The organism is Colwellia sp. BRX9-1 (assembly GCF_014077195.1).
Classification (GTDB): domain Bacteria; phylum Pseudomonadota; class Gammaproteobacteria; order Enterobacterales; family Alteromonadaceae; genus Colwellia_A.
On the sequence record NZ_JACGVM010000008.1, the window covers coordinates 144,143 to 167,835 of the forward strand.

At 37.3% G+C, this 23,693-nt stretch carries 18 protein-coding genes; 8 read left to right on the forward strand and 10 right to left on the reverse strand.

The annotated features are described in order from the left end of the window. The first annotated feature begins 39 nt into the window (after positions 1-39). Positions 40-3,039: an ATP-binding protein gene (locus tag H4J76_RS09985; protein WP_259364761.1), complete on the forward strand. Its 3,000-nt coding sequence runs from the start codon at positions 40-42 to the stop codon at positions 3,037-3,039. A 17-nt stretch (positions 3,040-3,056) separates the two neighbouring features. On the opposite strand, the gene H4J76_RS09990 is transcribed toward H4J76_RS09985, so the two are convergent. The 3 genes from H4J76_RS09990 to H4J76_RS10000 form a co-directional block, all read right to left on the reverse strand. Then, on the reverse strand, positions 3,057-6,221 hold the full coding sequence (locus H4J76_RS09990; RefSeq protein ID WP_310734073.1) for a two-component regulator propeller domain-containing protein: 3,165 nt from the start codon (positions 6,219-6,221) through the stop codon (positions 3,057-3,059). 97 nt (positions 6,222-6,318) lie between these two features. Further along, the gene (locus tag H4J76_RS09995) at positions 6,319-8,013 is read right to left on the reverse strand and encodes a S8 family peptidase (RefSeq protein WP_259377134.1); all 1,695 of its coding nucleotides are present in this window, start codon (positions 8,011-8,013) and stop codon (positions 6,319-6,321) included. Positions 8,014-8,290: 277 nt separating this feature from the next. Next, the gene (locus H4J76_RS10000; protein WP_182230517.1) at positions 8,291-10,129 is read right to left on the reverse strand and encodes a S8 family serine peptidase; all 1,839 of its coding nucleotides are present in this window, start codon (positions 10,127-10,129) and stop codon (positions 8,291-8,293) included. 440 nt (positions 10,130-10,569) lie between these two features. Between H4J76_RS10000 and H4J76_RS10005 the strand changes: the two genes are divergently transcribed. Continuing rightward, complete coding sequence (locus H4J76_RS10005; RefSeq protein WP_182230518.1) at positions 10,570-12,942, forward strand: S8 family serine peptidase; 2,373 nt, start codon at positions 10,570-10,572, stop codon at positions 12,940-12,942. A 110-nt stretch (positions 12,943-13,052) separates the two neighbouring features. Here the strand turns inward: H4J76_RS10005 and H4J76_RS10010 are convergent, their stop codons facing one another. The 3 genes from H4J76_RS10010 to H4J76_RS19930 are packed head-to-tail and all read right to left on the reverse strand — an operon-like array spanning position 13,053 to position 14,336. After that, positions 13,053-13,856 carry a formyl transferase gene (locus tag H4J76_RS10010; RefSeq protein ID WP_182230519.1) on the reverse strand — a complete coding sequence of 268 codons (804 nt, stop codon included), beginning with the start codon at positions 13,854-13,856 and terminating at the stop codon, positions 13,053-13,055. A 40-nt stretch (positions 13,857-13,896) separates the two neighbouring features. After that, on the reverse strand, positions 13,897-14,103 hold the full coding sequence (locus H4J76_RS19925) for a S9 family peptidase (RefSeq protein ID WP_259368040.1): 207 nt from the start codon (positions 14,101-14,103) through the stop codon (positions 13,897-13,899). A 44-nt stretch (positions 14,104-14,147) separates the two neighbouring features. After that, a complete protein-coding gene (locus tag H4J76_RS19930; protein ID WP_259368041.1) occupies positions 14,148-14,336 on the reverse strand; it encodes a S9 family peptidase in 189 nt (62 codons plus the stop codon). Positions 14,337-14,414: 78 nt separating this feature from the next. On the opposite strand from H4J76_RS19930, the gene H4J76_RS10020 reads away from it, so the two are divergent. Further along, complete coding sequence (locus H4J76_RS10020) at positions 14,415-14,603, forward strand: DUF2892 domain-containing protein (RefSeq protein ID WP_070375470.1); 189 nt, start codon at positions 14,415-14,417, stop codon at positions 14,601-14,603. A 254-nt stretch (positions 14,604-14,857) separates the two neighbouring features. On the opposite strand, the gene H4J76_RS10025 is transcribed toward H4J76_RS10020, so the two are convergent. Continuing rightward, entirely contained in the window at positions 14,858-15,121 is a 264-nt protein-coding gene (locus H4J76_RS10025; protein ID WP_070375469.1) for a hypothetical protein, read from the reverse strand. Between the two features lie 338 nt (positions 15,122-15,459). On the opposite strand from H4J76_RS10025, the gene H4J76_RS10030 reads away from it, so the two are divergent. The 4 genes from H4J76_RS10030 (at position 15,460) to H4J76_RS10045 (ending at position 18,242) form a co-directional block, all read left to right on the forward strand. After that, positions 15,460-16,218: an ABC transporter substrate-binding protein gene (locus tag H4J76_RS10030; RefSeq protein WP_182214478.1), complete on the forward strand. Its 759-nt coding sequence runs from the start codon at positions 15,460-15,462 to the stop codon at positions 16,216-16,218. Positions 16,219-16,388: 170 nt separating this feature from the next. Further along, on the forward strand, positions 16,389-16,760 hold the full coding sequence (locus H4J76_RS10035) for a VOC family protein (RefSeq protein WP_070375467.1): 372 nt from the start codon (positions 16,389-16,391) through the stop codon (positions 16,758-16,760). A 133-nt stretch (positions 16,761-16,893) separates the two neighbouring features. Next, positions 16,894-17,091, forward strand: a complete 198-nt coding sequence (locus H4J76_RS10040) for a CPXCG motif-containing cysteine-rich protein (protein ID WP_070375466.1) — start codon at positions 16,894-16,896, stop codon at positions 17,089-17,091. A 266-nt stretch (positions 17,092-17,357) separates the two neighbouring features. Next, positions 17,358-18,242 (forward strand): MYG1 family protein, encoded by an 885-nt coding sequence (locus H4J76_RS10045; protein WP_182230520.1) that lies wholly within the window; start codon positions 17,358-17,360, stop codon positions 18,240-18,242. Between the two features lie 172 nt (positions 18,243-18,414). Here H4J76_RS10045 and H4J76_RS10050 read toward each other — a convergent pair whose 3' ends face one another. Then, positions 18,415-20,667, reverse strand: coding sequence for a hypothetical protein (locus tag H4J76_RS10050; RefSeq protein ID WP_182230521.1), 2,253 nt, complete (start codon positions 20,665-20,667; stop codon positions 18,415-18,417). A gap of 307 nt (positions 20,668-20,974) precedes the next feature. Then, complete coding sequence (locus H4J76_RS10055; protein ID WP_182221329.1) at positions 20,975-21,616, reverse strand: LysE family translocator; 642 nt, start codon at positions 21,614-21,616, stop codon at positions 20,975-20,977. A 115-nt stretch (positions 21,617-21,731) separates the two neighbouring features. On the opposite strand from H4J76_RS10055, the gene H4J76_RS10060 reads away from it, so the two are divergent. After that, positions 21,732-22,658, forward strand: coding sequence for a LysR family transcriptional regulator (locus H4J76_RS10060; RefSeq protein ID WP_182230522.1), 927 nt, complete (start codon positions 21,732-21,734; stop codon positions 22,656-22,658). A 253-nt stretch (positions 22,659-22,911) separates the two neighbouring features. Here the strand turns inward: H4J76_RS10060 and H4J76_RS10065 are convergent, their stop codons facing one another. Next, positions 22,912-23,487, reverse strand: coding sequence for a transposase (locus H4J76_RS10065; RefSeq protein WP_259377135.1), 576 nt, complete (start codon positions 23,485-23,487; stop codon positions 22,912-22,914). Positions 23,488-23,693: the final 206 nt, after the last annotated feature.

Below are 23,693 nucleotides of genomic sequence, written 5' to 3' on the forward strand. Positions count from 1 at the left end.
GCAACATACTAAACGTCACTTTAATATTGGATCACATCATTGCTATATTTTAATAAAAAAACACTTTTATTTATTACAATAATTTTAACCTTATTACCCTATGCAACGATCACCAGCACGCTTGATATTTCCTCTGCTTTTTTGCTATCACTTCCTACTATATTATTACAGGCTACCGCAGTATTCTTTGTTGTTCATAGCTATTTACAGACCAGATCACGTTCATTAAAATTGTTCTGGCAGTTTTTCTCTCTCGCTATTATCATTGATCTTATTTCGGGTGTTATCTTCGCAGGTAACTACATAAACACCCCCCCGATCCTGCAAGATTTTTTCTCTTTGTTCAGTTACTTTTTTATCTTACTGGCCATAGAAACCAACCCGCATCTCAGCGAAACGCCACTCAATAAATACATTGCGGGTCGAGTGCCAGCACTATTTTTTACAGTCACCTGTTTTTGTTATTTCGTACTGCTGCCAGAAGAGTTTTCAAAAGCGTTAGATCACAGGTTATTACCGTCATTATTATTTCATATCACCATTTCTGGCCTCATTTTTATTAGACTAATCAGCTGTGTTATTTTTTGTCATGAAAAATTTTGGCGCGCTATTTATTGGCCATTAGCCATTGCCTCATTAGCTTTGTTAGTTGATAACACTAATAGTTATTTTCTTCTTCAAGAGCAAGCCCTTTATAAAGACAATTATACGAACAGCTTAATAGCGTTAATCCCATACTGTGGTCTTATTTTTGCCGCAAGTGCATCATTAAACATTCAAAGACCGACCAAACCTATTTCAAAAGATACCTTTCCCGAATTTTACATTTTATTGCTGGTGAGTATTATTTTTAGCATTCATATCGTTGGTTTAGAAGTTGGGGCACACTACATTACAAATTCTTTCTGGCAGTCTTTTGTTATTGGTATTTGGGGCGTTATTGCTTTTATTTTAGTCATTCTTATTGCTTACAATAAAAGAAAAAACACGCTCGAATTTAAGGAAAACGCTTTCACTCAGCAACAAGAACAAAAAGAGTTAATACAGACCAACCATAAATTACTCAGCTCAATTCTTAATAGTGAAGACAAAGCCATTGTCCGAGCATCTAATAATGCTATTTTGACGACATCAACGGGCGGCGAAATATTATCGTCAAACCCTGCCGCAGTTCAATTGTTCCAAAGTTTAGAACATGAATTGAAAGGCACGAATGTCAGCACACTTTTTTCTGCAGAAGACACTATGCATTACTTTTTTGGCTTCAAAAGTAATGTATACGCCTTACAACGTAAAGATATCGGTATTTCAGTAGAGTGTGCTGCTCGACGTGCCGATGGTACTGAATTCCCAGTTCAGGTTGAATTGCAGTGGGCAGATCGCGAAGAACAACCCCTTATTGTTATTACCTTTATTAATTTAACTTCACGAAAGTTAGCTGAAAAGCAGATGTTAGATTTAAAAGATAAGTTTATTGCGAACATTTCCCATGAGTTTAGGACGCCATTGACAATTATTAATGGCATTTTAGACCAATATCTACTCAAAGCTCACAGTAAAGAAGAAGGGTTGGAACTTACTACCGCTAAGCGTAATGGTTTGCGTTTAGTTCGTATGGTTGAACAACTATTAGAACTCTCTCGCCTTACTGACAACCCTAAGCTTTCATTGTCTACTTATCGATTAAGTCAGTTAATGGCTATGCCAATTGATTCATTTTCACGCTTAGCTAAACAAAATGATTTAAGTTTTGATGCTGAAATATCTGATGATCTTTGGCTAGAATGCGACGCTCAAGGTTTTGAGAAAATCATCTTCAACTTACTTGCTAATGCGATTAAATATACACCTGCTGGCGGTAGCATCAAGGTCAGTGCTTATGTTGATCAAGATAATGTTATTTTAGAGATTACAGATACCGGCATAGGTATTAATCAAGCATCACAAAGTAAAATCTTTGAACGCTTTCAAAGAGCTGATGATGAAAAAAATCATGCTGTTTTTGGTGTAGGTATTGGTTTATCTTTAGTTAATGAATTGGTAAAAGCGCATAACTGGCGTATCAATTTAGTCAGTGAATACAATAAAGGCAGTAAGTTTTCTCTATCAATCCCTTTAGCTACCGCTGTCGAAATAGAAACTCAAGTGCCAATGAGTGTATCTCAAAGCGAAGTATCATCATTGCTGTTAGAACAAAATAATAATAAAACTAAAGCAAAAAATCATTTACATAATGTCGTGTTAGTTATTGAAGATAATCTCGATATGCAAAATCACATAAAACGTGTGGTTGAACAGCAACATCATTGTTTATTAGCAATGAGCGGCGAACAAGGACTGCTCATCGCCGAGGAATATATACCAGACCTTATCGTATGCGATATAATGCTAACGGGCATTGATGGCTTCGAAGTACTTAAACAATTAAAAGAAAATGAACTTACTTCTCATATTCCCGTTATTTTGCTTACCGCCCGTTCAGACTTAGATAGTCGACTTCACGGCCTAAATTTACAAGCAGATGAGTATTTAAGTAAACCTTTCAATCAACAGGAATTATTAATACGTATTGAAAATTTGATTGAAAATCGTAAATTACTCCAGCAGAACTATTTACATAAATTTCGTGACCATCAAAAAGAACAACAAAAAGAAAGTAGCGTAAAAAAAGTGTCGCAGTTAACTCCAAGCGAAAGTGCTATCTTATCCGTTGATGAAAAGTTTATAGAGAAGCTAGAAACCATTGTTGCTAAGATGTACTTGGAAACTGATTTAGGTATTCAAGATCTAGCCAGTAATATGGCGATGAGTGAACGCCAACTGCAGCGAAAAATGAAAGTAACACTGGGCACAACACCTAATAACTTCATTAAAGAGTTCCGTCTAGCAAAAGCACAGATATTGCTACAAAATGGTTCTAAAATTGGCAGAATAGCCTTAGATGTTGGTTTTTCTTCACAAACATATTTTGGTCGATGCTTTAAAGAGTCGTTTAACTGCACCCCAAAACAATATCAACAACAATTCATTAAAAGCTAACCACAAAGCTACTCAGGCTAACCTTGCTTAACTTGGATGTTATGCTTAAGTGTCGCTAGATCAGCGCCTTGAATCACCGCTAAGTAGCTAAAGGGTTGTATCTTAGGTTCACATAAGCCAAGCCAAGCAATCGCTGGCTCTTCGCTTGTTAATGTTAAGCCAAGTTCAATCATCACACTGACTTGATCCCACGATATTTCCATAGGTTGCTCTCTATTAAACGGATAAAAAGAATAAGCAATATTCATCGAAATTTTATCGTCGAATTGTTTTTCAAACTTACTTGCTAACCGCGCTGCTAACTCACCAGCATTGTTGTCTTTTTCATAACCAATAACAGCAAAGGTATCATCGGACCAACGAACAACTAGGTCATCGGTATTTCTGCTAAACAGTAATAAATCAGTAATGTTAATCAATTGGCTATTACTGATATTGGTCAACTCATTAACCTGAACCATTAAGACGTAAAGACGGGGTAAAGTGCTCCGCTGTACTGGTAGAATATTCTGATGAATTTGATTCATCAGCTGGCTAGTTTGCTCAATATAAATATCAAGATAGCGGCGACTTCGTACCCCAGTTACTTTATCTACCGTTGCCGACTTTTCAAGTAGAATATTGGCATGTTCAAGTTCGCTATTTTGCGATTGTAACTTTTGCGTTTTCTCTTTGACCTGCTCTTTAAGGTAAGATTTTTGTAGTTGTTCAACCAATAGTTTTCGATTCAAAAAGCGTGAATAGACTAATAACGTTAAAGCTACTGCCATGGCATACAATAAATAAGCCCACCAAGTATTCCAAGGTGCTGGTTTAACCGTAATAGCTAATGAATAACCCGGTTCACTCCAAACATTGTCGTTATTTCCAGCAATAATTTGCAGTGTATAACTACCTGCAGGTAAATTTGTATAAGTGGCTCGTCGTGATTTACCTGCAGCTATCCACTCCTCATCAAAGCCTAACAAGCGATACATATAAAGAGTTGACTCCGGATTGGCATAGTTTAAACCAACATATTCAAAGGAAATTAGCTGATCACTGTAATCAAATTCCAATTGGCTTAAGTTAGATAATTTACTGCCAAGAGGCATAGGTTCATTCAGCTTTAATATACTCGTTAATCGTACTTCTGGAACGGACAAGCTGGTATTAATTTTTTCTGGATTAATAGTGCTCATGCCTTTGCCTGCACCAAAATATAAGGTGTTACCTTTTGAGCGAAATACTGAAGAATGAGTGTATTCTAAATCAACTAAGCCATGAGTCAGATTAAAGTGTTTAAAATTTTTATCACTGATTGAAAACCGAGAAATACCTTTACTGGTACTAAACCAAATATCTTCATTAGCATCTTGGGTGATGCCATATACGGTCAAACTTTTCATGCCATCTTTAGTATTAAGATGGGAAAATGAAAAGTTATTACTGTAACGATCTTCTTGGCTTAATATACTTAAGCCAGCATTTTGAGTGCCAAACCATAGGTTCTTGTCATGATCTAATAGCATTATCCAGGTAAAGTCATCCGAAATACTATTAGGGGTATTTTCATCATGTCTAAAATGAGTAAACGTCCCAAGGGCCGGATCAAAACGATTTAACCCTGCACCAAATGTGGCCAACCATACGATTCCTTGTTCATCAGCCAGCAATTGTAATATGCTATTAGTGCTAGGACCATTTTTAGTGTTTAATTCGTTTTTAATAAAACGAGTAAAAGTACCGTTTTCATTATATAAATTTAGTCCTTGTTGAAAAGTAGATATCCAAAGGTTGCCATTAATATCTTTAATAATATCGGTAATACTATTAGCTGAAATAGAATGTTCATCTTTAGCATCATGGATATATCCAGTCACTTTATTGGTTGTTAAATTGACTGAATATAAGCCTGAGCCTCTCGTTCCCACCCATAAAGTGTTGCCATCGGCAAATAGATTCATAATTCTATATTCTGAAAAAGAAGCATTAAAATCGACGGTGGTAATGGAATTATCAGCTTCTGACAACTGATAGATACCACCACCATAGGTACTAAAAAAAAATTTTCCTTGTTCAAATTGCGCAAAACTAGTGATATTGTTATTTTTTAAAATAGGATTTGTTTGCGTACTATATTGTCGAAAGGTTGCCATATTCGGATCCCAACGATTCACACCTGAAAAAGTCCCTACCCACATCATCTTATGGTTGTCTTCAAAAAAAGTAATAACAAAATCATTACTTATACTGTAAGGGTTATTTGGGGAGTTGTTATAGCGACTGAAGTCTTTGGTTTCATTATTATAAATAGATAAGCCACTATCGGTGCCAATCCAAATATTTTGTTCTGAATCCTGATAAATATTACTAATTGCATTACTGCTAATTGTTGACTGAACATTCACATTATCTTGATAGTGAATAAACTGCTCTGTACTTGGTGTATATTTTAATAAACCACTATCAACTGTGCCTATCCAAATATCACCATTAATAGCTAGATATAAACTACTGACAAATTTATTAACATAAGTCGCACTTTTTTGATCGCCATACTTAATCGATTTAATAAAATTTCCCTGTAGATCAAATATCGAAACCCCACCGCCATTAGTACCAATCCAAATTTCTTGGTTACGAGTTTCAATTATTGAAAGTACAGTATTATGGGTCAGGCTATTTGGGTTACCTGATTCTTGAAATATATGCTGAGTTGACCATTTTTCTTCATCTGTACTGAGAACATTCACACCATTTTCGGTAGCTATCCAAATTTTACCTTCACTGTCTTCAAATAAAGCATTTACGGTATCATTGGTCAGTGTGGCATTTTTTGTTTTTCTAGTAAAATGGATAAAATCTTGGCTTTCTGGTCTATATAAATTTAAGCCTCCACCAAAAGTACCGACCCAAAGCCTTTGCTGTTTATCAAAAAGAATACTACTGATCACACTAGAGCTTAGTGAGTTAGGCTGGGTACTATCATGTTGAAAATTTAGTGTTTGATGCCCATCAAAACGGTCTAAGCCTTCCGATGAGCCGAACCACATAAAACCATCTTCATCTTGAGCCATGGTTCTAACAAAGCTATAAGACATTGGGTTATCAATCCCAAAGTTTTTAAATTGCTTAACATCTTGTGCAAATATATTGCAACTAAGAATAATTGATAAGAAAAAGGGGAGTATATTTTTCACAAGATAGCTCTTACTAAGATGAGGGTATATAGAATCTTCTAACATGAAATAAAAAATAAAAAGCCACTTTAATAACAGTGGCTTAGAGTGAGTTACACTATTGTGGTGCTACCCAATTATTAACATCAATTCCGGTTGTACTATCAGCAACACTCATTCTCCAAATTACCGAGTCAGATTCGACATTCATTCTCCAAATGACACTGTCCGTTTCGATGTTCATCCGCCAGATAACACTATCTGTTGAGGCAGTGTTTCTCCAATCGATAGCATTTTCGATGAAATTCATTCGCCAAATGACACTATCACCATCAACGTTGCTTTCATCCAATTTCCACACATATTCATCGCCTAAACCTTCAACATAAAAATTGCCATCATCATTAATATTGGCAGGTCCAAAATAGTGTTCATTACCAGCAATGTCTTGTGCAATATCTAATGCTTGATTCGCACATGCTGAAGCGTTACTAGCTAATGCATCCGCCACATTAACCACGCCTGAACCTTGTTGAAATACGCTATAAGCAAGTTCACCGTTATTATCGAATGCGGTATGAGCACTGTCCATTAGTCTACACTTAACTTCGTCAGGAGTTAACGTTGGATCTTGGGTCAACATCAATGCCACTACACCAGAAACAACGCCAGCAGCTTGCGATGTACCTGACATTTCAAAATATCGTCCGCCGTCGTGAAATTCTGGATGTTCCTGAACGATTTGAGTATCAAAAGCCATTAATCCTGATAAATGACCGCCTGGTGCGACAATTTCTGGTTTAACAAATCCTTCGACTGTCGGGCCGGCCGAACTAAAACTAGCGACTATGTCATCACTTAAATAAGAAGGCGTATAGTTATCAGTCATCGCACCAACGGTAATTATATAAGGTACATTACCTGGAACGCCGATTGTCATAGGGCCAGGACCACTGTTACCAGCAGAAGCAACGACAACAATACCAGCTTGCCATGCTTTCATTACTGCTTGGTTAAGTGGGTCTTCCCAATAGTATGAACGAGCTGGCCCACTGAACGACATGTTCAATACTTTTAAATTGATTTGATCTTTAACTTGTAGCGCCCAATCTATGCCACGAATAACGTCTGCATAGGTCGCCTTGCCTTCGGCATCAAAGGCTTTAATCCCAACTAATGCAGCATTCGGTGCAACACCATACACTTTACCGTAAGCGTCGTAATCTGCATTGCCAGCAATACTGGCGACATGCGTACCGTGGCCACTTTCTTCATTACTATAATTACTGATATTGTTATTAACCGCATCATAAGTTCCCCAGAACTTATCCCGACCATATAAATCAGTAGATAAACCTGAAGATGTTCCTTCTAATTGATCAAGGCCTGTATCTAAAAAACCAATAGTTACACCATCGCCAAAATTGTAGGCCGAATGAGCAGCAGAGGCCTCAATTAAGTCATTAACGACAGACTTTGGCTGCCATTTGCGCTTGCCCCAGGCATTACCACCAGACATTTCTACATGATGATTTTGCGTAACTTGAATATCTAACTGTGCATGTAACTGAGCTAACTGTTCAATATTAAGAGAAACGGCAACAGCATTGATAATAGTTAATTGATGCGTTGGTTGAACGTTTAGCGTTGCTAATTCTGTTTGCAATAATTGATAGTTATTTGAAGAAATAATGTACGATTGCTTTTGTGCATCTACATTTTTATTAATTGTTGTATGGATCAGCCAAACAGCTACGCTGATAAGACCTAAAAGTGAGAGTGGTTTTATAATGTTTTTTACAGAAATATTCAAAATTTTATCCCCTTTTCCCGTTACATCTTTTAAAAACGTCAGGGTAATTTAACTTAATGTTTGTAATTTAAATTTAAACAATTTTTAATAATTAGTTACAAAATACACATTGATTGTGAACATAAACTAAACCGGACCCAACCTGTAATAACTTATGAGTATATACATATAACTAAAAATTATTACATATTACTAAAATAAAAATATCCAGCTCAAATAATGAACTGGATATCAACTAGTTAATAAGACTACTTCCTTGTACTAATAACGTATAAATCTAGAAATTAACTGTCGTTTCCGTAGAACAATTACTAGTTCCTTGGTCACATACTTTATATGTAAACGAACCAGAAGTTCTAAAGCTGTCGGTATAAGCACCATCGTTTGCCGTTGTTGTTCTTAAAGAACCATTACGGATAATATCGACACTTGCAGTAGCTGCACCTGACCAAGTTACGTCAACTTTGTTTTTACCTTTAGCCTTGTATCCTGATGCGTCAGCAGTAATATCGCCACCTTCTACTGGAGGAGGAGTAACAACGCCACCACCACAACCATTAGCGGTTAAGTAATCGCTAGCCGCTTTTGCTTTAACGATACCGTGACCAAAGTAGTCATCGTGACCTGTTGCGCCGTTATCTTCCGCTGTTGATTTTAGTGCATCACGAATTTCTGTACCCGTACAACCGTTATGATTAGACCAAACTAGCGCAGCAATACCAGATACTGCTGGTGTTGCCATTGAAGTACCGCTCATGAAACCGTAATCGCTAGCTCCAATGTTAATATCAACTGTATTTGCTGCTAATAACGCTGCTCCATCTTCTTGAGAAGCCCCTACTGCAGGAATGCTAGTTGCGTTAGTGTCTCCCAAAGTACCATATAGCATACCAGGTTCGTTATTATATAGAACCGCACCGATACCGCCTGAAAGTTCACAGTTATTCACTTTATCATGGAAAGAAATAACGCCACGCTCTATAACACAAACCATACCGTTTGCACCTGAATCAGTAGACTCTGCAGTACCCATGTTGTAAGTATTACCTGAAACTGACCCTGAGTTTTCCATTGCAGAGGAAGCAAAAGCAACGCCATCAGCACTCATTGAAGCGCTAGTTGCCATACCCGCCGGGTAAGTAGATAATGTATCGACACCACCAGCTGTTACTTCAACACAAATAGTTTCGTCTGTGACAGTCGTTGCATTTTTGCCTTTACCTGAAGTAGCTGTACAGCTTGGAAATTGTGAGAAGTCTGCAATAGCGTTGTTATTGTCGTTTGCACCAATCATCATTACTGAAGAGTAACCCGCTGGGAATGAACGAACATTGTTACCATCGTTACCTGCTGCTGCTACAACTAAACCGCCCGCATCTGTAAATGCTTTAAATGCGTTCTCTTCAGTGCTGTTTGCACCACCACCACCCAAACTCATGCTGATAATGTTCGCGCCAGCGCCAGAACAAATATTTGCTGCATAAGCTAAATCAGAAGAGTATCCCCAACCTGCTTCGTTAAATACTTTAACAATATGCATATCAACGCCAGGTGCCATACCAACAACACCAAAACCATTATCTGCAGCACCAATGGTACCGGCTACGTGAGTACCGTGTGGGCCACCGTTTTCATCCCAGTTACCTGTGCCTGAATCATTAGTACCAGTGATATTGTTCCAAATAAAATCTTGGTTAGAGCGATCTAAACCTGAATCGATAACACATACCTTCATACCTGCGCCAGCGTTAAAGTTAACTTGGTCAGCTTGAGATTGAACAACCGCATAAGGAGTAAGTTGAGTTGTAGCAGGGTTGCCTGCAGTATCACTATATACAGAAAGTGGTACACGGCGTTGATCTTCTTCGATCATTTGAATATGTGGGTTATTTAATAAACCTTTAACTTGGCTTAAGTCTTTACCAGCGAATGAAGCAGCGATAAAACCTTTGCCGTCAACTTTTAATTCGCCGCCTAATTTTTTAGCGAGAGCTTTAACAAGGCCTTTTTTACTTTCGTCTACTTTAATAATGTATCGATCATCGGCAGCTTGTGCTGAAAATGCTGCGGTAACGGCTAAAGCAATAATTGATGTCGTAAATTTAGAAGCTTTCATATGTTCTACTCTCTCTTATATATAGGGACGTTGTTTATATTATTTTTATGATCAACGTTATGTTTTATTTTATTGAGCAGTCCTTACTATCTTGATGATGACTTATTTATCTTGGTTAAATCAGTATCGTGCATCTTGCATAATTCGATAATATCAAGTCAGAAAATATTCCCTAGCAAAATAGCGACAGCTTTTCGAAAAAAAACGACAAAATAAAAATAAAATCTATTGTTTCATGTAGATAACTACAAAAACAAAAACCACCTTGTCGCTTTACTATGAAAAACAGTCTGTGGTTTGCTAGTTAAAATATCGCAAACAAGCCATTATTTTTGCAATGGGTTTTCACCCACTAAAGCAATACCTAATAAAATACGTTGAAGGTAGCCTAGGCAAACGTTCAAATTAAACGTAAAAATAAACGATGGAGTTTATATCAGATGAGAAATAACAAACGCCTTGCACTCAGTGCAGTAGCCTTATCTATTCTAACCGTAACTAGCGCGGCAAGTTATGCGAGCCAAGCTAAAATTAATAAAGTAAATAAAAGCGGAATGGAATCTGCCCAATCAACAACATTAAGTTTTGCTGATTGGCGTGCACAACAAATGCTCGAAAAGCAGGATTTTACTGATCGTTTAATTGTTAAATATAAAAACAAGAAAAACGGAAAAGCAATCCCTCCAGGATTAGCGAAAAAAGCAGGCTTATCGTTAAAACACGAAAAGATTTTGAAAAATGGTCATCACATTATTTCTTTTGGTAAAGAAAAGAACATTAAAGATGTGAAAACCATGATCAACCGCATGAAAAAGGACTCATCAATTGAGTTCATTGAGCCTGATTACAAACGCTTTTTAATGGCGCAAAATCAACCTTGGGGTATAGCACAAACACAATCAGACCAATTAACTGATAACGACGGCGCAAATATGACCGTGTGTATTATTGATTCTGGTTATGAACAGGCAAATCCTGATTTAAATGCTAACAATGCTTCAGGTACCAATAACTCAGGTACTGGAAATTGGTATCAAAACGGGGGGTCTCACGGTACTCACGTAGCAGGTACTATTGCTGGTGTTAATAACAGTGAAGGTGTTGTTGGTATTATGCCGAACACCAATGTAAATCTGCATATTGTTAAAGTATTTAATGAAGCGGGTTGGGGTTATGTTGGCGAGTTAAGTGATGCAGTTGATACTTGTGTAAATAATGGCGCAAAAGTTATTAACATGAGTTTAGGTGGTGCAGGTTCAAGTGTTACTGAGAAAAACGCATTACAAGCCGCTGCTGATTCTGGCGTATTATTAGTTGCCGCTTCAGGTAATGATGGCAATACCACATTATCTTACCCTGCTTCTTATGACGCTGTTATGGCTGTTGGCGCACTTGATAGCAACAATCAACATGCTGAGTTTTCTCAATACACACCACAAGTTGAAATTTCTGCGCCTGGTGAAGCTGTTTTATCAACCGTTGCTGGCGATGGTCGCTTAGGTTTTATTAACTTAGGTTCAACAACTTATGCTAATGATATTGTGCCACAAACTCATTACATTGAAAGTGGTGGTAGCTTCATCGTAAGCAATGTAGATAGCAGTGCAAACGGTGTTTTAGCAAGTTGTACACTTTCAGGAAGTAGCTACAGCTGTAGTAATGTTGCTGGTAATATTTGTTTAGCAGAACGTAATGACAACCAAAAAGGCAGTAATTACCCCGAAATAAACCCAGCTAAAGCTTGTGCTGATGCAGGTGCCTCTGGTGTTATTGTTTATAGTGACAGTACTCGTCCTGGTTTACAAAATCCATTCTTAGTTGATTCTACTAACGCTGTTTCAGTGCCAAGTGTTTCGGTTAGTCGTGCGTTGGGTCAGCAATTATTGACGCAGTTAGGCAATGCGGCAACGTTAACGGTTAACGGCTCGCAAAACTATGCTTATTACAACGGTACTTCAATGGCTACGCCTCATGTTACAGGTGTTGCAGCGATTGTTTGGAGTAATAACATTGATTGTAGCGCTGACGAAGTTCGAAGTGCATTAAAATCAACGGCTATTGATCTTGATGTTGCTGGCCGCGATGACAAGACAGGTTTTGGCTTAGTACAAGCAAAAGCAGCGTCTGATGCATTAGCTGCAACTTGTGGTGGTAGCGTAACACCACCGCCACCAACTGGTGATGATGTATTAAGTAATGGCACAACCAAAACTGGCTTAGCTTCAAGTACTGAACTTAGCTTTACAATGGAAGTTCCAGCGGGTGCAACAGACCTAACCTTTGATATGGCTGGTGGAACAGGTGATGCTGATTTATATGTTAAATTTGGTTCAGCACCTACAAGTACTAGCTATGACTGTCGTCCTTATGCTGGTGGTAATAGTGAAAGTTGTCCTATTAGTACGGCACAAGCGGGCACTTATTATGTGAAAGTTGTTGCCTACTCAGCTTTCTCTGGTGTTAACTTAACAGGTAGCTTTACTGAACCTACAACAGGGGGCGGAGCAACCGGTGGTAGTGCATCTTTAACGGATATTAGTGTCGCTCGTCAAGCATGGACTTATTACACCATTGACGTGCCAGCAGGCATGGCAACATTAGACTTCACGATGAGTGGTGGTACTGGTGATGCTGATTTATATATTCGACGTGGCGCACAGCCAACATCATCAACTTATGATTGTCGCCCATACAAAGGTGGCAATAATGAAGTTTGTTCATTTACCAGCCCTGTAGCAGACACTTGGCATATCGGTATTTACGGCTATTCAGCTGCTAGTGGTGTAAGCTTGGATGTTGTTTATAATCCTTAGAACGTCATAAATTAGCGATTATATTAATGGTAAAGACTAAAGGGGGGAGCATTATTAATGCTCCCCCCTTTTTATTTACAACAACATATTAGTCAAACTAAAATTTACACTTACAAGTAATATTTTTGTATAAATTCAATGTACTCTTGCTCATCGGTGATTTTAAAACCACTTTGTTCAAAGTCTAGACATTCATTTTTATTTGGAAAGGTAAAATAGCTAGCACTCTTTTCTTGTGGCTGAGAACAAAGTAACTCGTCATTTTCAAGTGTTTCAATAGCCGCTAATATATCGGTTGCACCTTGCTTATAAAGCTCAAGCACATGCCATAAATAAGATTTCTCTCTATTAACTAGTGTAGTAGAAGTCTTGATTATTTTTCCTGTATCTATCGAACCATCGTCAATGGTGTGCAGTGTCGTACCTATTTTATCGTCGTTATTTTTCATTGCCCAAAACGTCGCCATCACGCCTTTATACTTAGGTAATATGCCAGAATGTAGATTAATAATGCCTTTGGTAGGAATATTAATAACCTTTTCTTTTAGAATGCCACCAAAGCGTATTGAAACAATAAGTTCGGGCGCCAACTCTTTCAAATCATTAATCATCTCTGGCGAATTAATTTGCTTGACGTCTCGAATCGCTGAATTTAAAAAGACGCTAAAGCCATCAAAAGTTTTATAGCTATCGTTATTACTTTTAGTCTTAGGAATTAGCGGACTTAGCAGTTGGTTAAACAAGTCTTGCTCGAAAAACTTTAGCGTCTTTAATGGCGTTGGTATCACACTGCTTTTGCCTACTTTTGCTGATAACCATAGATGAACCTCATGGTGTTTACAGACCTCTGGTAGCAGTTTATTCAGTGCAAAATTACTCGCTAAATCTTTATTAGCCAAAAATAAAATTTTCATAATTAAGCTCTTTTGCCTATTTTATATTAAGAATACATCATCACTTTAGGCTGACTAAATGTTGTTTAAAAAATTCGGCAATGGCTGTAAAAGCTTTGTGTCGATTACGCTGAATAGACAAATAGTGGTCGCCGTCTGCCAATTCAATATATTCAACTGGCTTATTTAAGTCTAATAGCTTCTGGTAAAATCTTTGGCTTTGACGAACATTAACCAAGGTATCGCTGGCACCATGGAATAATAACATAGGTATATTAATTCGCTTTGCCTGATAAAACGGTGAACGGGCGATTAAGTGTCAACATCTTTACCCATTTGGTGTTCTACAAATTTCTTATTAGTGTAGTAACGACTCTTAAAAAAAATATTTCGAAGGTCGCTCACTCCGGCAAAACTGACTGCGTACCAAAATAAGTCAGGTGTTTTTAACGCCGCCATGGCCGCCGCATAACCACCATAACTTGCGCCAACAACATACATTAGTATTTGCTAATTTAATAAAACCTAATATAATATGATGTAATACTAATTTAACCATACCAATATCACGGAGTTACCATGACTAAGAACGATGCATTAAGACTAATAGCAGGCACAATGATACTTATTTCACTTATTTTAACCGTAACATTATCAATAAACTGGTTATGGTTTACTGCTTTTATTGCGGTCAACTTAATACAGTCATCATTTACTAAATGGTGCCCAATGATGGTCTTATTAAAAAAAATAGGCCTAAAAGATTAACCAAACACCTTATTCTAGCAACAAACTCGTCGAATATTCTGAACCATCGGTATTAAGGAGTATAAAGTGTAATCACTGCCCTTTGGACTTATTCATTAATGCTTTAGTTTAGTGTGCCGACAGCCAGAAATTTTGCATCCTTCTATGGCGATTAGCTGATCGCCTATTTTTATCTGCTGGTAGTCTGTCTTAACCGCTAATACATCAATATTTCATACTATTAATGTATTAGAAAAAATTAATAGGATTACTCTTTATAATCGAGTTATTTTTTCGTTTAGGTTGTAGTTTTTATCGGTAACGATAGCTTCCAATACCTCTATTCGACTTAATTGGTCACCCAGTGTTTTATTAACCGCTGCCGCGACTTCTGTCTCTAAATTAGCTTTTTCTAATTTCAACGCTTCTACTTCTAATTCTTTTATTTTCTTTTTATTGGTACTTAATACCAAAATAATTAAAAAACTCACTAAAAAAATCACAGCGATACTTAAAAATACCCAAAGGTTTATATTCATGGTTAGGTTGTCTCATTATTCATTAAATAAAAATGCTATCTTGCAAAGTTTATTCCTTATATATTTTATCATTATTTCAATCACTTAAAAAACGACAACTTGAAAATATGGCTATATTAGCTAAGCTTTAGCGAAGATTACTATTATTTCGCAGTATCACTTTGGCGATACAGTTCAATCAGTTCACCTTATAACGATTAAGCTGTCTGCCATAGCACCACAAACTTAGCAGGATTAAAACCCATTAAATATTTATAATTTCACCATGAGATTTATTCCCTTAACTACCCATATTCTGCTATGTTTATTGTAAGATCACCGATTGAAAAGAAAGTAAAATGACTCTACGTTGTAAAATAAAGTTATGCTTTATTAATATCCTTCTTATCACATCATGGCCACTCATCGCTGATACCTATAAGGTGATTTCTTACGATCCTGCCAATCCTCCACACAATATCTCTACAATAGATCAACAAGGCAAGGCTACAATATCAGGCATATTTGCCGACATGTTTCACCAAATAGGAGAAATTACCGGCGATACTTTTATAATGGTTAAAATGCCAGCCGCTAGAGCTATGCTTGAATTTGACCTTGGCCGTGTTGATATTGAACCCGGAATCAACCCTATTTGGCGCAGTAATTCAAAAGAAATAGGTTTGTATTCCATTGCCTATGAACGTGTTGAAGAAGTGATTGTTTTTCGCTCTGGTGATGAATTTGAAGTAAAAGGACCAAGAGATTTATTTGGACACAAAGTAGGCATAGTTAGAGGCTTTACTTATCCTAGGTTTGAGGCATCCTTTACCAATAATGACATCAACAAGGTATTAAATAAATCAGAAAGTTTGCTCATTAAGCAATTGTTGGCTGAACGCGTTGACCAAATTTTTATCAGTAAATCCTCAATACAATATATGAAAAGACATCTTCCAACTTTAAGTGATATTGTCGTTGGAGACGTGGTGAGCTCGGTAGAAGTTATGATGCGTGTACACCCAACAAAACTTGAACTTTTACCAAGATTAAATAAAGCATTACAACAAATGATTGATAATAAAAGCATTGAGAAAATTATTGCTAAATACCAATAAATAGTTAGCCACGTTATTAAAATAGTTAATATTCATCATATTGTACGAGTTATAAATCCATCCCATAATATCTGAATAAACAAGCGTTATTGACATGATTTGGTTAACCTGTTGTAGTTAACATTCTACTTAAAATGAATCACCTTAATCATAATTAAAAAGGAATAGATATGCTTAGCTATGCCACCATCGGTGTAACCGATTTAGAAAAATCAGAAGCCTTTTATAATGAACTCTTGGCACCTATAGGCGCTAAAACGTTAATAAAAATGGAACGCATTATATTTATTGGTAAAAGTATGAAAGAGCCCATGCTCGCTATTTGTGTACCTTATAATGAAGCGCCTCAAAACTGTGGTAACGGCAATATGCTTGCTATTGCGCCGGGCTCAAAAGAGCAGTGCGATGAAATGTATCATAAAGCCATTGCCTTAGGTGCGACTTGTGATGGAGAACCAGGGCAGCGTATACCTGACGTATTTTATGGTGCTTACTTTCGTGATTTAGATGGTAACAAAATCGTTTTTAATCATTTTGGTTAATTACCAGTATTCAGGCATAGCGTTGAGTTATGCTTGAATATGGCTTTATCATTACACCTTTCCCACCTATCATTTAAAATAACTCTCGATAATGAATGATTATATTACTGACAATTATAGGAAACCGTAACAATTGAATCAATTGACTAAAAAGCGCATAGGATGTCCTTATTGTGGCGAAACAATTAAAGTACTCATTGATTCAGCCGACGTAGACCAGCAGTATATTGAAGATTGCCAAGTTTGCTGTAAACCAATAATTTTTTTAGTTTCAGAAAGCATGGACGGTGATCTTGATGTTAATGTTTACAGCGAAGATGATGCGTTTTAAGCCCAATTTAGAAAATACCCCCTATCATTCCCCTTAGCTAAACGCAGATTCAATCAACATTATTAACAAGGATATTATTGTTCTTTATTGATTTTTTCACCGGTATTGAAAACTAGTGTTATTAAAAGCCCACTATTTTTGTGAGCTGTCTTCGTATAGAATCTGCCTTATAATTTCTACACCTTGACGTTGTCCCAAATCGGCCAGTCAAAATAGTGAAGTTAACTAGCAACATCTTCTTATTCCTTTCTAAAATGATATAAAAAATGAATGATATAACTATAGCAACTCACAACGGTAATTTTCATGCAGATGACGTGTTTAGTATCGCTGCTCTTAAACACATTTTTCCTAACTTTAACCTCATACGCACACGCAATTTAGAGGTTATCGGTAAAGCAGATCTTGTTATTGATGTTGGTGGTGAATATAACGCAGATGCAGGTCGATTCGATCACCATCAGCGTGGTGGTGGTGGTGAACGCGAAAATGGAATTCCTTATTCTTCATTTGGCTTGGTTTGGCAGAAATATGGCTTAGAAATATGTCAGGGTAACCAAGACGTAGCTAACGCTGTTGATGCAGGGCTAGTTTCAACAATTGACGCTATTGATTGTGGCTATACCGAAGGCGCTTCTAAAGGTATAAACCAAGGTATTAGCCTTAGCCAAACGATTTCAATGTTCAACCCTACTTGGCAAGAAGATAGTCACTTTGATAGCTGTTTTGATGAGGCGGTTGAGTTTGCGACACGTATTTTGACTCGGTTTATTGCCTCTGCAAATGGCGGAATTAGTGCAAAAGAAATTGTCGCTAAAGCGATTGATAATGCAGAAGATCCAAGAGTGATTGTTTTAGATAAATATACGCCATGGAAAAGAACCGTTCATGCTCTGTCTGCACAAGCTTTATATATGGTTTATCCTTCTGGCTCTGGTCCTTGGAGAATTCAAACAGTGCCTGTTGAACCGGGTTCATTCGAAGATAGAAAATCACTACCTCAAGCATGGGCTGGCTTATCTGATGATGCGCTAAAAGCCGTAACCGGTATTGACGATGCAATGTTCTGTCATAATGGCCTGTTCATAGCCGGAGCAGAGACTTTTGAAAGTACTATGAAAATGGCTGCTATTGCTTTGCAAGAAGCATAAAAAAATCGCATTATTCGCACTGTACCAATCACATTGCGATTATATGGCTGATTTCGCCTTAGTGATATCAGCCATAAACCAAACGTTCTGCCACAAAAATTTCTGATTTAACTATAGAAATACTGCACTCTATACAGAAAAGAGTATAAATATCGTTATATCAAAATCTTAACTATTGCTTAAGTACCGCTATTTGTTTTAGCATTTCAGTTTCTAATCGTCCTATTAATGCCGTAAACCTTGGCTGTTGCGCTAGATCGATAAAATAAGGTGATTGTAATAAGTTAGCACGCCAATTATATAAATAACCATTATCAATGGCAGCTTCGAGGTACTTAATCGTCTGCTCATCGTTATTTTCGAGTGAGCTACTGATAGCAAGGTTCATGTATTCAATACCCAACAAGCGTGCTTGACCTGTAAGATAAAAAGACTCATCTCGTCCCTTTACTCTCTCAACAACCTTTTCAACTTTGGCTAACTGACCTTGTGCTTTATAAACACGGGCAAGTAGCAAAATGCCATTTACATTTTCTATAGCATCCAATGTTGCGGGGGGTGGTTGATTAACCCATTCATTTATCCCCGGAATATGTAGATTAATCAATGCCTCTGCATCGGCAAATTTTTGCTGCTTGAGTAATAAGTATATGGCACCAGTAATAAAGCGCTCTTTGAGTTGTTTACTGGGATATACCGTATTAGCATCGGCTATGGTATCGTTAATGAGTATTAACGCTTTAGCGGTTTGCCCAAGATAAATAAGACTGTTCACTTTTTGATTGATAATTTCAGCGTTATTGGCATTAATCGACATTGCCTTTTCTGCATATTCAAGAGACTTAAGACCAGATCCCAAAGATAAATAGTAGATCGAAAGTGCTTGAGGAAAATAAGGGTCGTTAGGGTCTAACCTTGCACCATTTTCAGCCAGCTTAATAGCATCAACAATTTGCCCCATATGCTGTGCATATATTTGTCCTAAATAAAAAGGATAAAAAGTATTCTTCGGGTTAACCTTAATAGCTTGTTTAAGCGTTTGTTCCGCTTCTGAATATTTTTGTAATGTTTGTACTAAATATACTGCAAAAAAATACGGTAAATCAGCATTAAGTGGGTCAACTTTTTGAGCCCTTTCAAATAAAGCCCTGGCGTTATCTTCTCCCATTTCAGCACCATTTGATTGTGCATGCCTTATGATGATATCGACATTATTAGGATTTAGCCGATAAGCTTCTTTTGCATACTGATTACGTAACTTACGATCTGTTTTTATAATTAATGACCGAACAAAATAAGCTTCAGCAGAGTTTGGATTAATGCTAAGTACTTCTTTAATTAGCGCTTCTGCCTTATCAAGTATTAGCCAATCAAAGCGACTACCCGTAATAATTTGACGAGCATATGTTTCTGCCAGCTTAATGCGCGCCATCAAAAATTCGGGGGCAATGTCTGTTGCTAACTCAAGAGCAGCAGCGGCATTATCTAAACTTTCAAAGGTATAGGTATGAAGTCCCCTTAGGCCTTGCAGATATAAATCATAAGCTTTAGGGTTGATAGTTTGCGCAGAAGATACTGTCTTAACTAATGATATGCCTAAGGTTTCCTTCAGTGCATCGACAATTTCTGCTGATATTTCATCTTGTACTTGAAAGATGTCATCAAGCTCGCGATCATATGACTCAGACCACAAGTGTTTATCTGTCTCAGCATTGATGAGCTGAGCGGCTATGCGCACTCTTACACCCGACTTTCTCACACTGCCTTCGAGTACGTTTTTCACACCTAAAATTTTAGCAACTTCCGAAATATTAATCTTGGTATCTTTATAGGCAAACGCCGAAGAACGAGAGGTTACTTGTAGTTTCGGTATTTTTGCTAATACATTTAATATTTCTTCTGAAATACCATCGGAAAAGTATTCTTGTTCTTTATCAGAAGACATATTTACAAAAGGAAGTACAGCAATCGAGGTACCCTTTGGCTCTGATATTAATGGATTATTTGCATTAACTTTGATGGAAACTTGGGCAATAACTTCAGCTTGTTCTGTTGGCAAGACTAAAGCCGTTGGTGATTGAAAACGACTCTCATAAATAAAGTAAATCAAGGCAATTGCCATAAGGCCAATAATGATAAAATCTAATTTACGACCCGTAAGAGCAGCAGTAGAATCTCCAGATGATATGGCGGATTCAAGCTTGATACCGTCGGGAGTTATTTCAAACGCCCAAGCAAAAAAAAGGGCAAAAGGAAAACCAATAAGACCAAAAAAAAATACCGCAGTATTTATCCAATTAGGCAAGTGTAATGCCGGAACAGCAATTGACGTGATTTGAACAACAACCCAAGCAAGAACAAGGTAGGCAATCCCAACCTTGAAAACATTTCGCCTTTTCAGTTCTGATATCAAAGATTCAGCCACATTTAATCCATAAATATGTTTATTTTTTAGCCATGTATAATCAATGTAATGCTATTAATGACTTAAATCAAACTTGAGAGGTTTAATAAGCCAATTTGCTTAATATAAAATATTACACAAAAAGAACGCCTGCAAAGTGTAAATAGTTATCAAATACATTGCATGCACATTCTCCACTGCCAAAGCCATTATCGAGGGTGTAATAGCCTTAGCTAAATCATTCAAACGTAAAGTGAGGGCTAAGGGCGAATCACTGGAAGGCTGATATAAGTTGGCAGACCTAAATAAACGCCTGAGAAATTTTTACTTAAACAGCGTTCATTAAAATGAGCTTTATAGCAATTATCATTAATATGAATCCTGCGACTTTATCTATTTTTTGTTTGTGACGATTAAAACGAGGCATTATATTAGGGTGTGATAACAATAACGCCACACCGCTGTACCAAATAAAATGAGCCAACATAATAATTATCCCATAACTTACTTGCATTATTAGCGGAGTATCTACAGAAACAACTTGCGTAAAAATACTTAAGAAGAAGATAGATGTTTTCGGATTTAAGATGTTGCAGGTAAAGCCTCGACGCATCGCGTTAAAAGGCGACATTGCTGCGGTTTGATTGTTGTGATCATTATTTAACAGATCACGTGTTGTTAATAACTGCCAGGCAATATAAATAAGGTAAGCCGCTCCTAAATATTTGATTGTCGCAAATAACCAGGCAGAGTTTGCAATCACAACCGCTAATCCTGCAATCGAATAGCTAGCATGTATACAAACTGATAAACACATACCTAGACTCATATATAACCCCGATAAACGGCCATTATAGATACTCGTGCGAGTCACCATGACAAAATCAGCACCAGGCAACATAGCCATAAAAATAGCGATGGTGCTTACCGCAATAATTTCTGTCATGTAAGTACTTATTAACAACTCCATATTTCTCTCTCATCATTTAAAATAGTCTCATAGCAACTCACTTGTTACTGTGTAGCTATGTTAATCTATGAGAAATTTAAAACAATACACCTATTTGTAAAAGGACTTGTGCTTGATGGACACAAATAAACTAATCCCCTTATTGTCTGATATGGCTATTTTGGTAACTGTCGTTGAGCAGGGCAACTTTAGTAAAGCGGCAATAAAACTTGGGGTCACACCCTCAGCGGTAAGTCGCCAAATTAGCCGATTAGAAGATGCTTTAGGCATAAAACTATTACAACGCACTACACGGCAACTAGCGTTAACAGAGTCAGGAACATTAACCTTTAATTATTGTAAACAGATGATAGAGTCAGCAGAGCAAGCCGTTAATGCCAGTAGCTCGACAACATCGACAGTTAGTGGCTTGTTAAGAGTGGCGGCACCAAAATCACTTGCCAATCGAGTATTGCGGCCACTCTTTGTCGAGTTTTTAAAGTGCTACCCTGATATTCAATTGCATTTAAAAGTAACTGACCGGATTTTAGATCCTATTCATGACGGTGTTGATTTCTTAATTCATATCAATGACAAACCGATTGAAGCTTTGGTCAACGTTAAAATTGGTCGCAGTGAGCAAGTGTTATGTGCCAGTCCTGATTTTCTAGCTAACCATCCGCTGCCAACACACCCTGACGATTTAAAAGATTTACCCTGCCTTTGCTTAGGTGAAAATATGTCAGATAGCCGGTGGCGATTTAGTCAAAAAAATCAACAAACAAGCGTACAAGTCACTGGTTCATATTTACTTAACCACAGTGAAATGCGTCGAGACGCTATTGAACAAGGCTTTGGTATTGGCTCTCTGCCTGATTATATCGCACAACAGGGCATTAGCAGTGGCAAGCTAATTCCACTTTTGGAAGATTGGCGGTTACAAGGTAATTACCAAGGTGATATTTGTTTGCAGTATGTACAAAGTAAATATTTACCCAATAAGAACCGAATTTTTATCGATTTTATGAAGCAAAAATTACAAGAAATACAGCCCCACTCGTGAGGCATTAAACCATTAATTTAAAGACACTCACTTTAAAGATCAAAAAGTAATTAATAAGACACTCATGTTAAAAAGCTAAATAGATGACAAATAAACTTCAACATTTATGGAGTCCTCAGCTATAAGAGATATTTTGACAATATATGCATGTATTAAAGAAAGATGTAGTCAATTTGCTCCCAAAATAACAATTTTTTGGCAAGGCTATTTCTCCAAAATCATGGCTTTATAATTCACACCTGTTTTAATGTTTTCAAGCAAAGAGTTTATTGCAATGGCTTAAGTTATGTCGTCGCTTTAATTGCTGATGCTCGCAGTAGTCACTCAGCACATCTTCGTGGCCGATAGCACCATGAAATTGTGTTCTAAATTCGGTGGTGATGATTAACCAGTTGTCCGCTGAGATATTCAATCGCTTGAGTATCTCAGGTTGTTTTTGTTCGATAAAACCCCGTTTATCTCCGCTAATACAACGGCCAGTTAACGTAATTAATTGAAGATAGTCGGCGAGTTCAAAAGGTAGGCCCTTTGGCATGTTTTTCCTGGGGTTACCAATAAAGGAAAGCAGGGTCTTGGGCTGTTGGCCCTTTTTTGCCTCTTTACAACGACGTTTTATGCTTGTGTGGGCTGAGCTCTCTGGTGTCTTTGCGATATTGGCTCGAATAGGGTTTAAATCAACATAGGCCATACAAGACGCTAACGCTGCTTCATCTAATAACGCTTGGGATTTAAAGCGTCCTTCCCAAAATCTACCGGTGCAGTTATCTTCTTGGTTAGCCGCTCTTGCAATACTTTCATTGATATACCCCATAAACCAACTGATTTTCATCAGGCGCTTTCGATAGACCTCTGCGGTTGCATTAACCTCATCAAGTAAGGGTTGAGCTAAGCCGTCACCGTTGCAATATTATTTGGTCAGTAACGTGCCTTTGTGTATGCGGTGCCAACGCACAAGTACGTCAGTCATTGTCCACTGCTTCGCTTTTTCTTCATCAATAAATAACACCACATGATAGTGATTACTCATCACCGCAT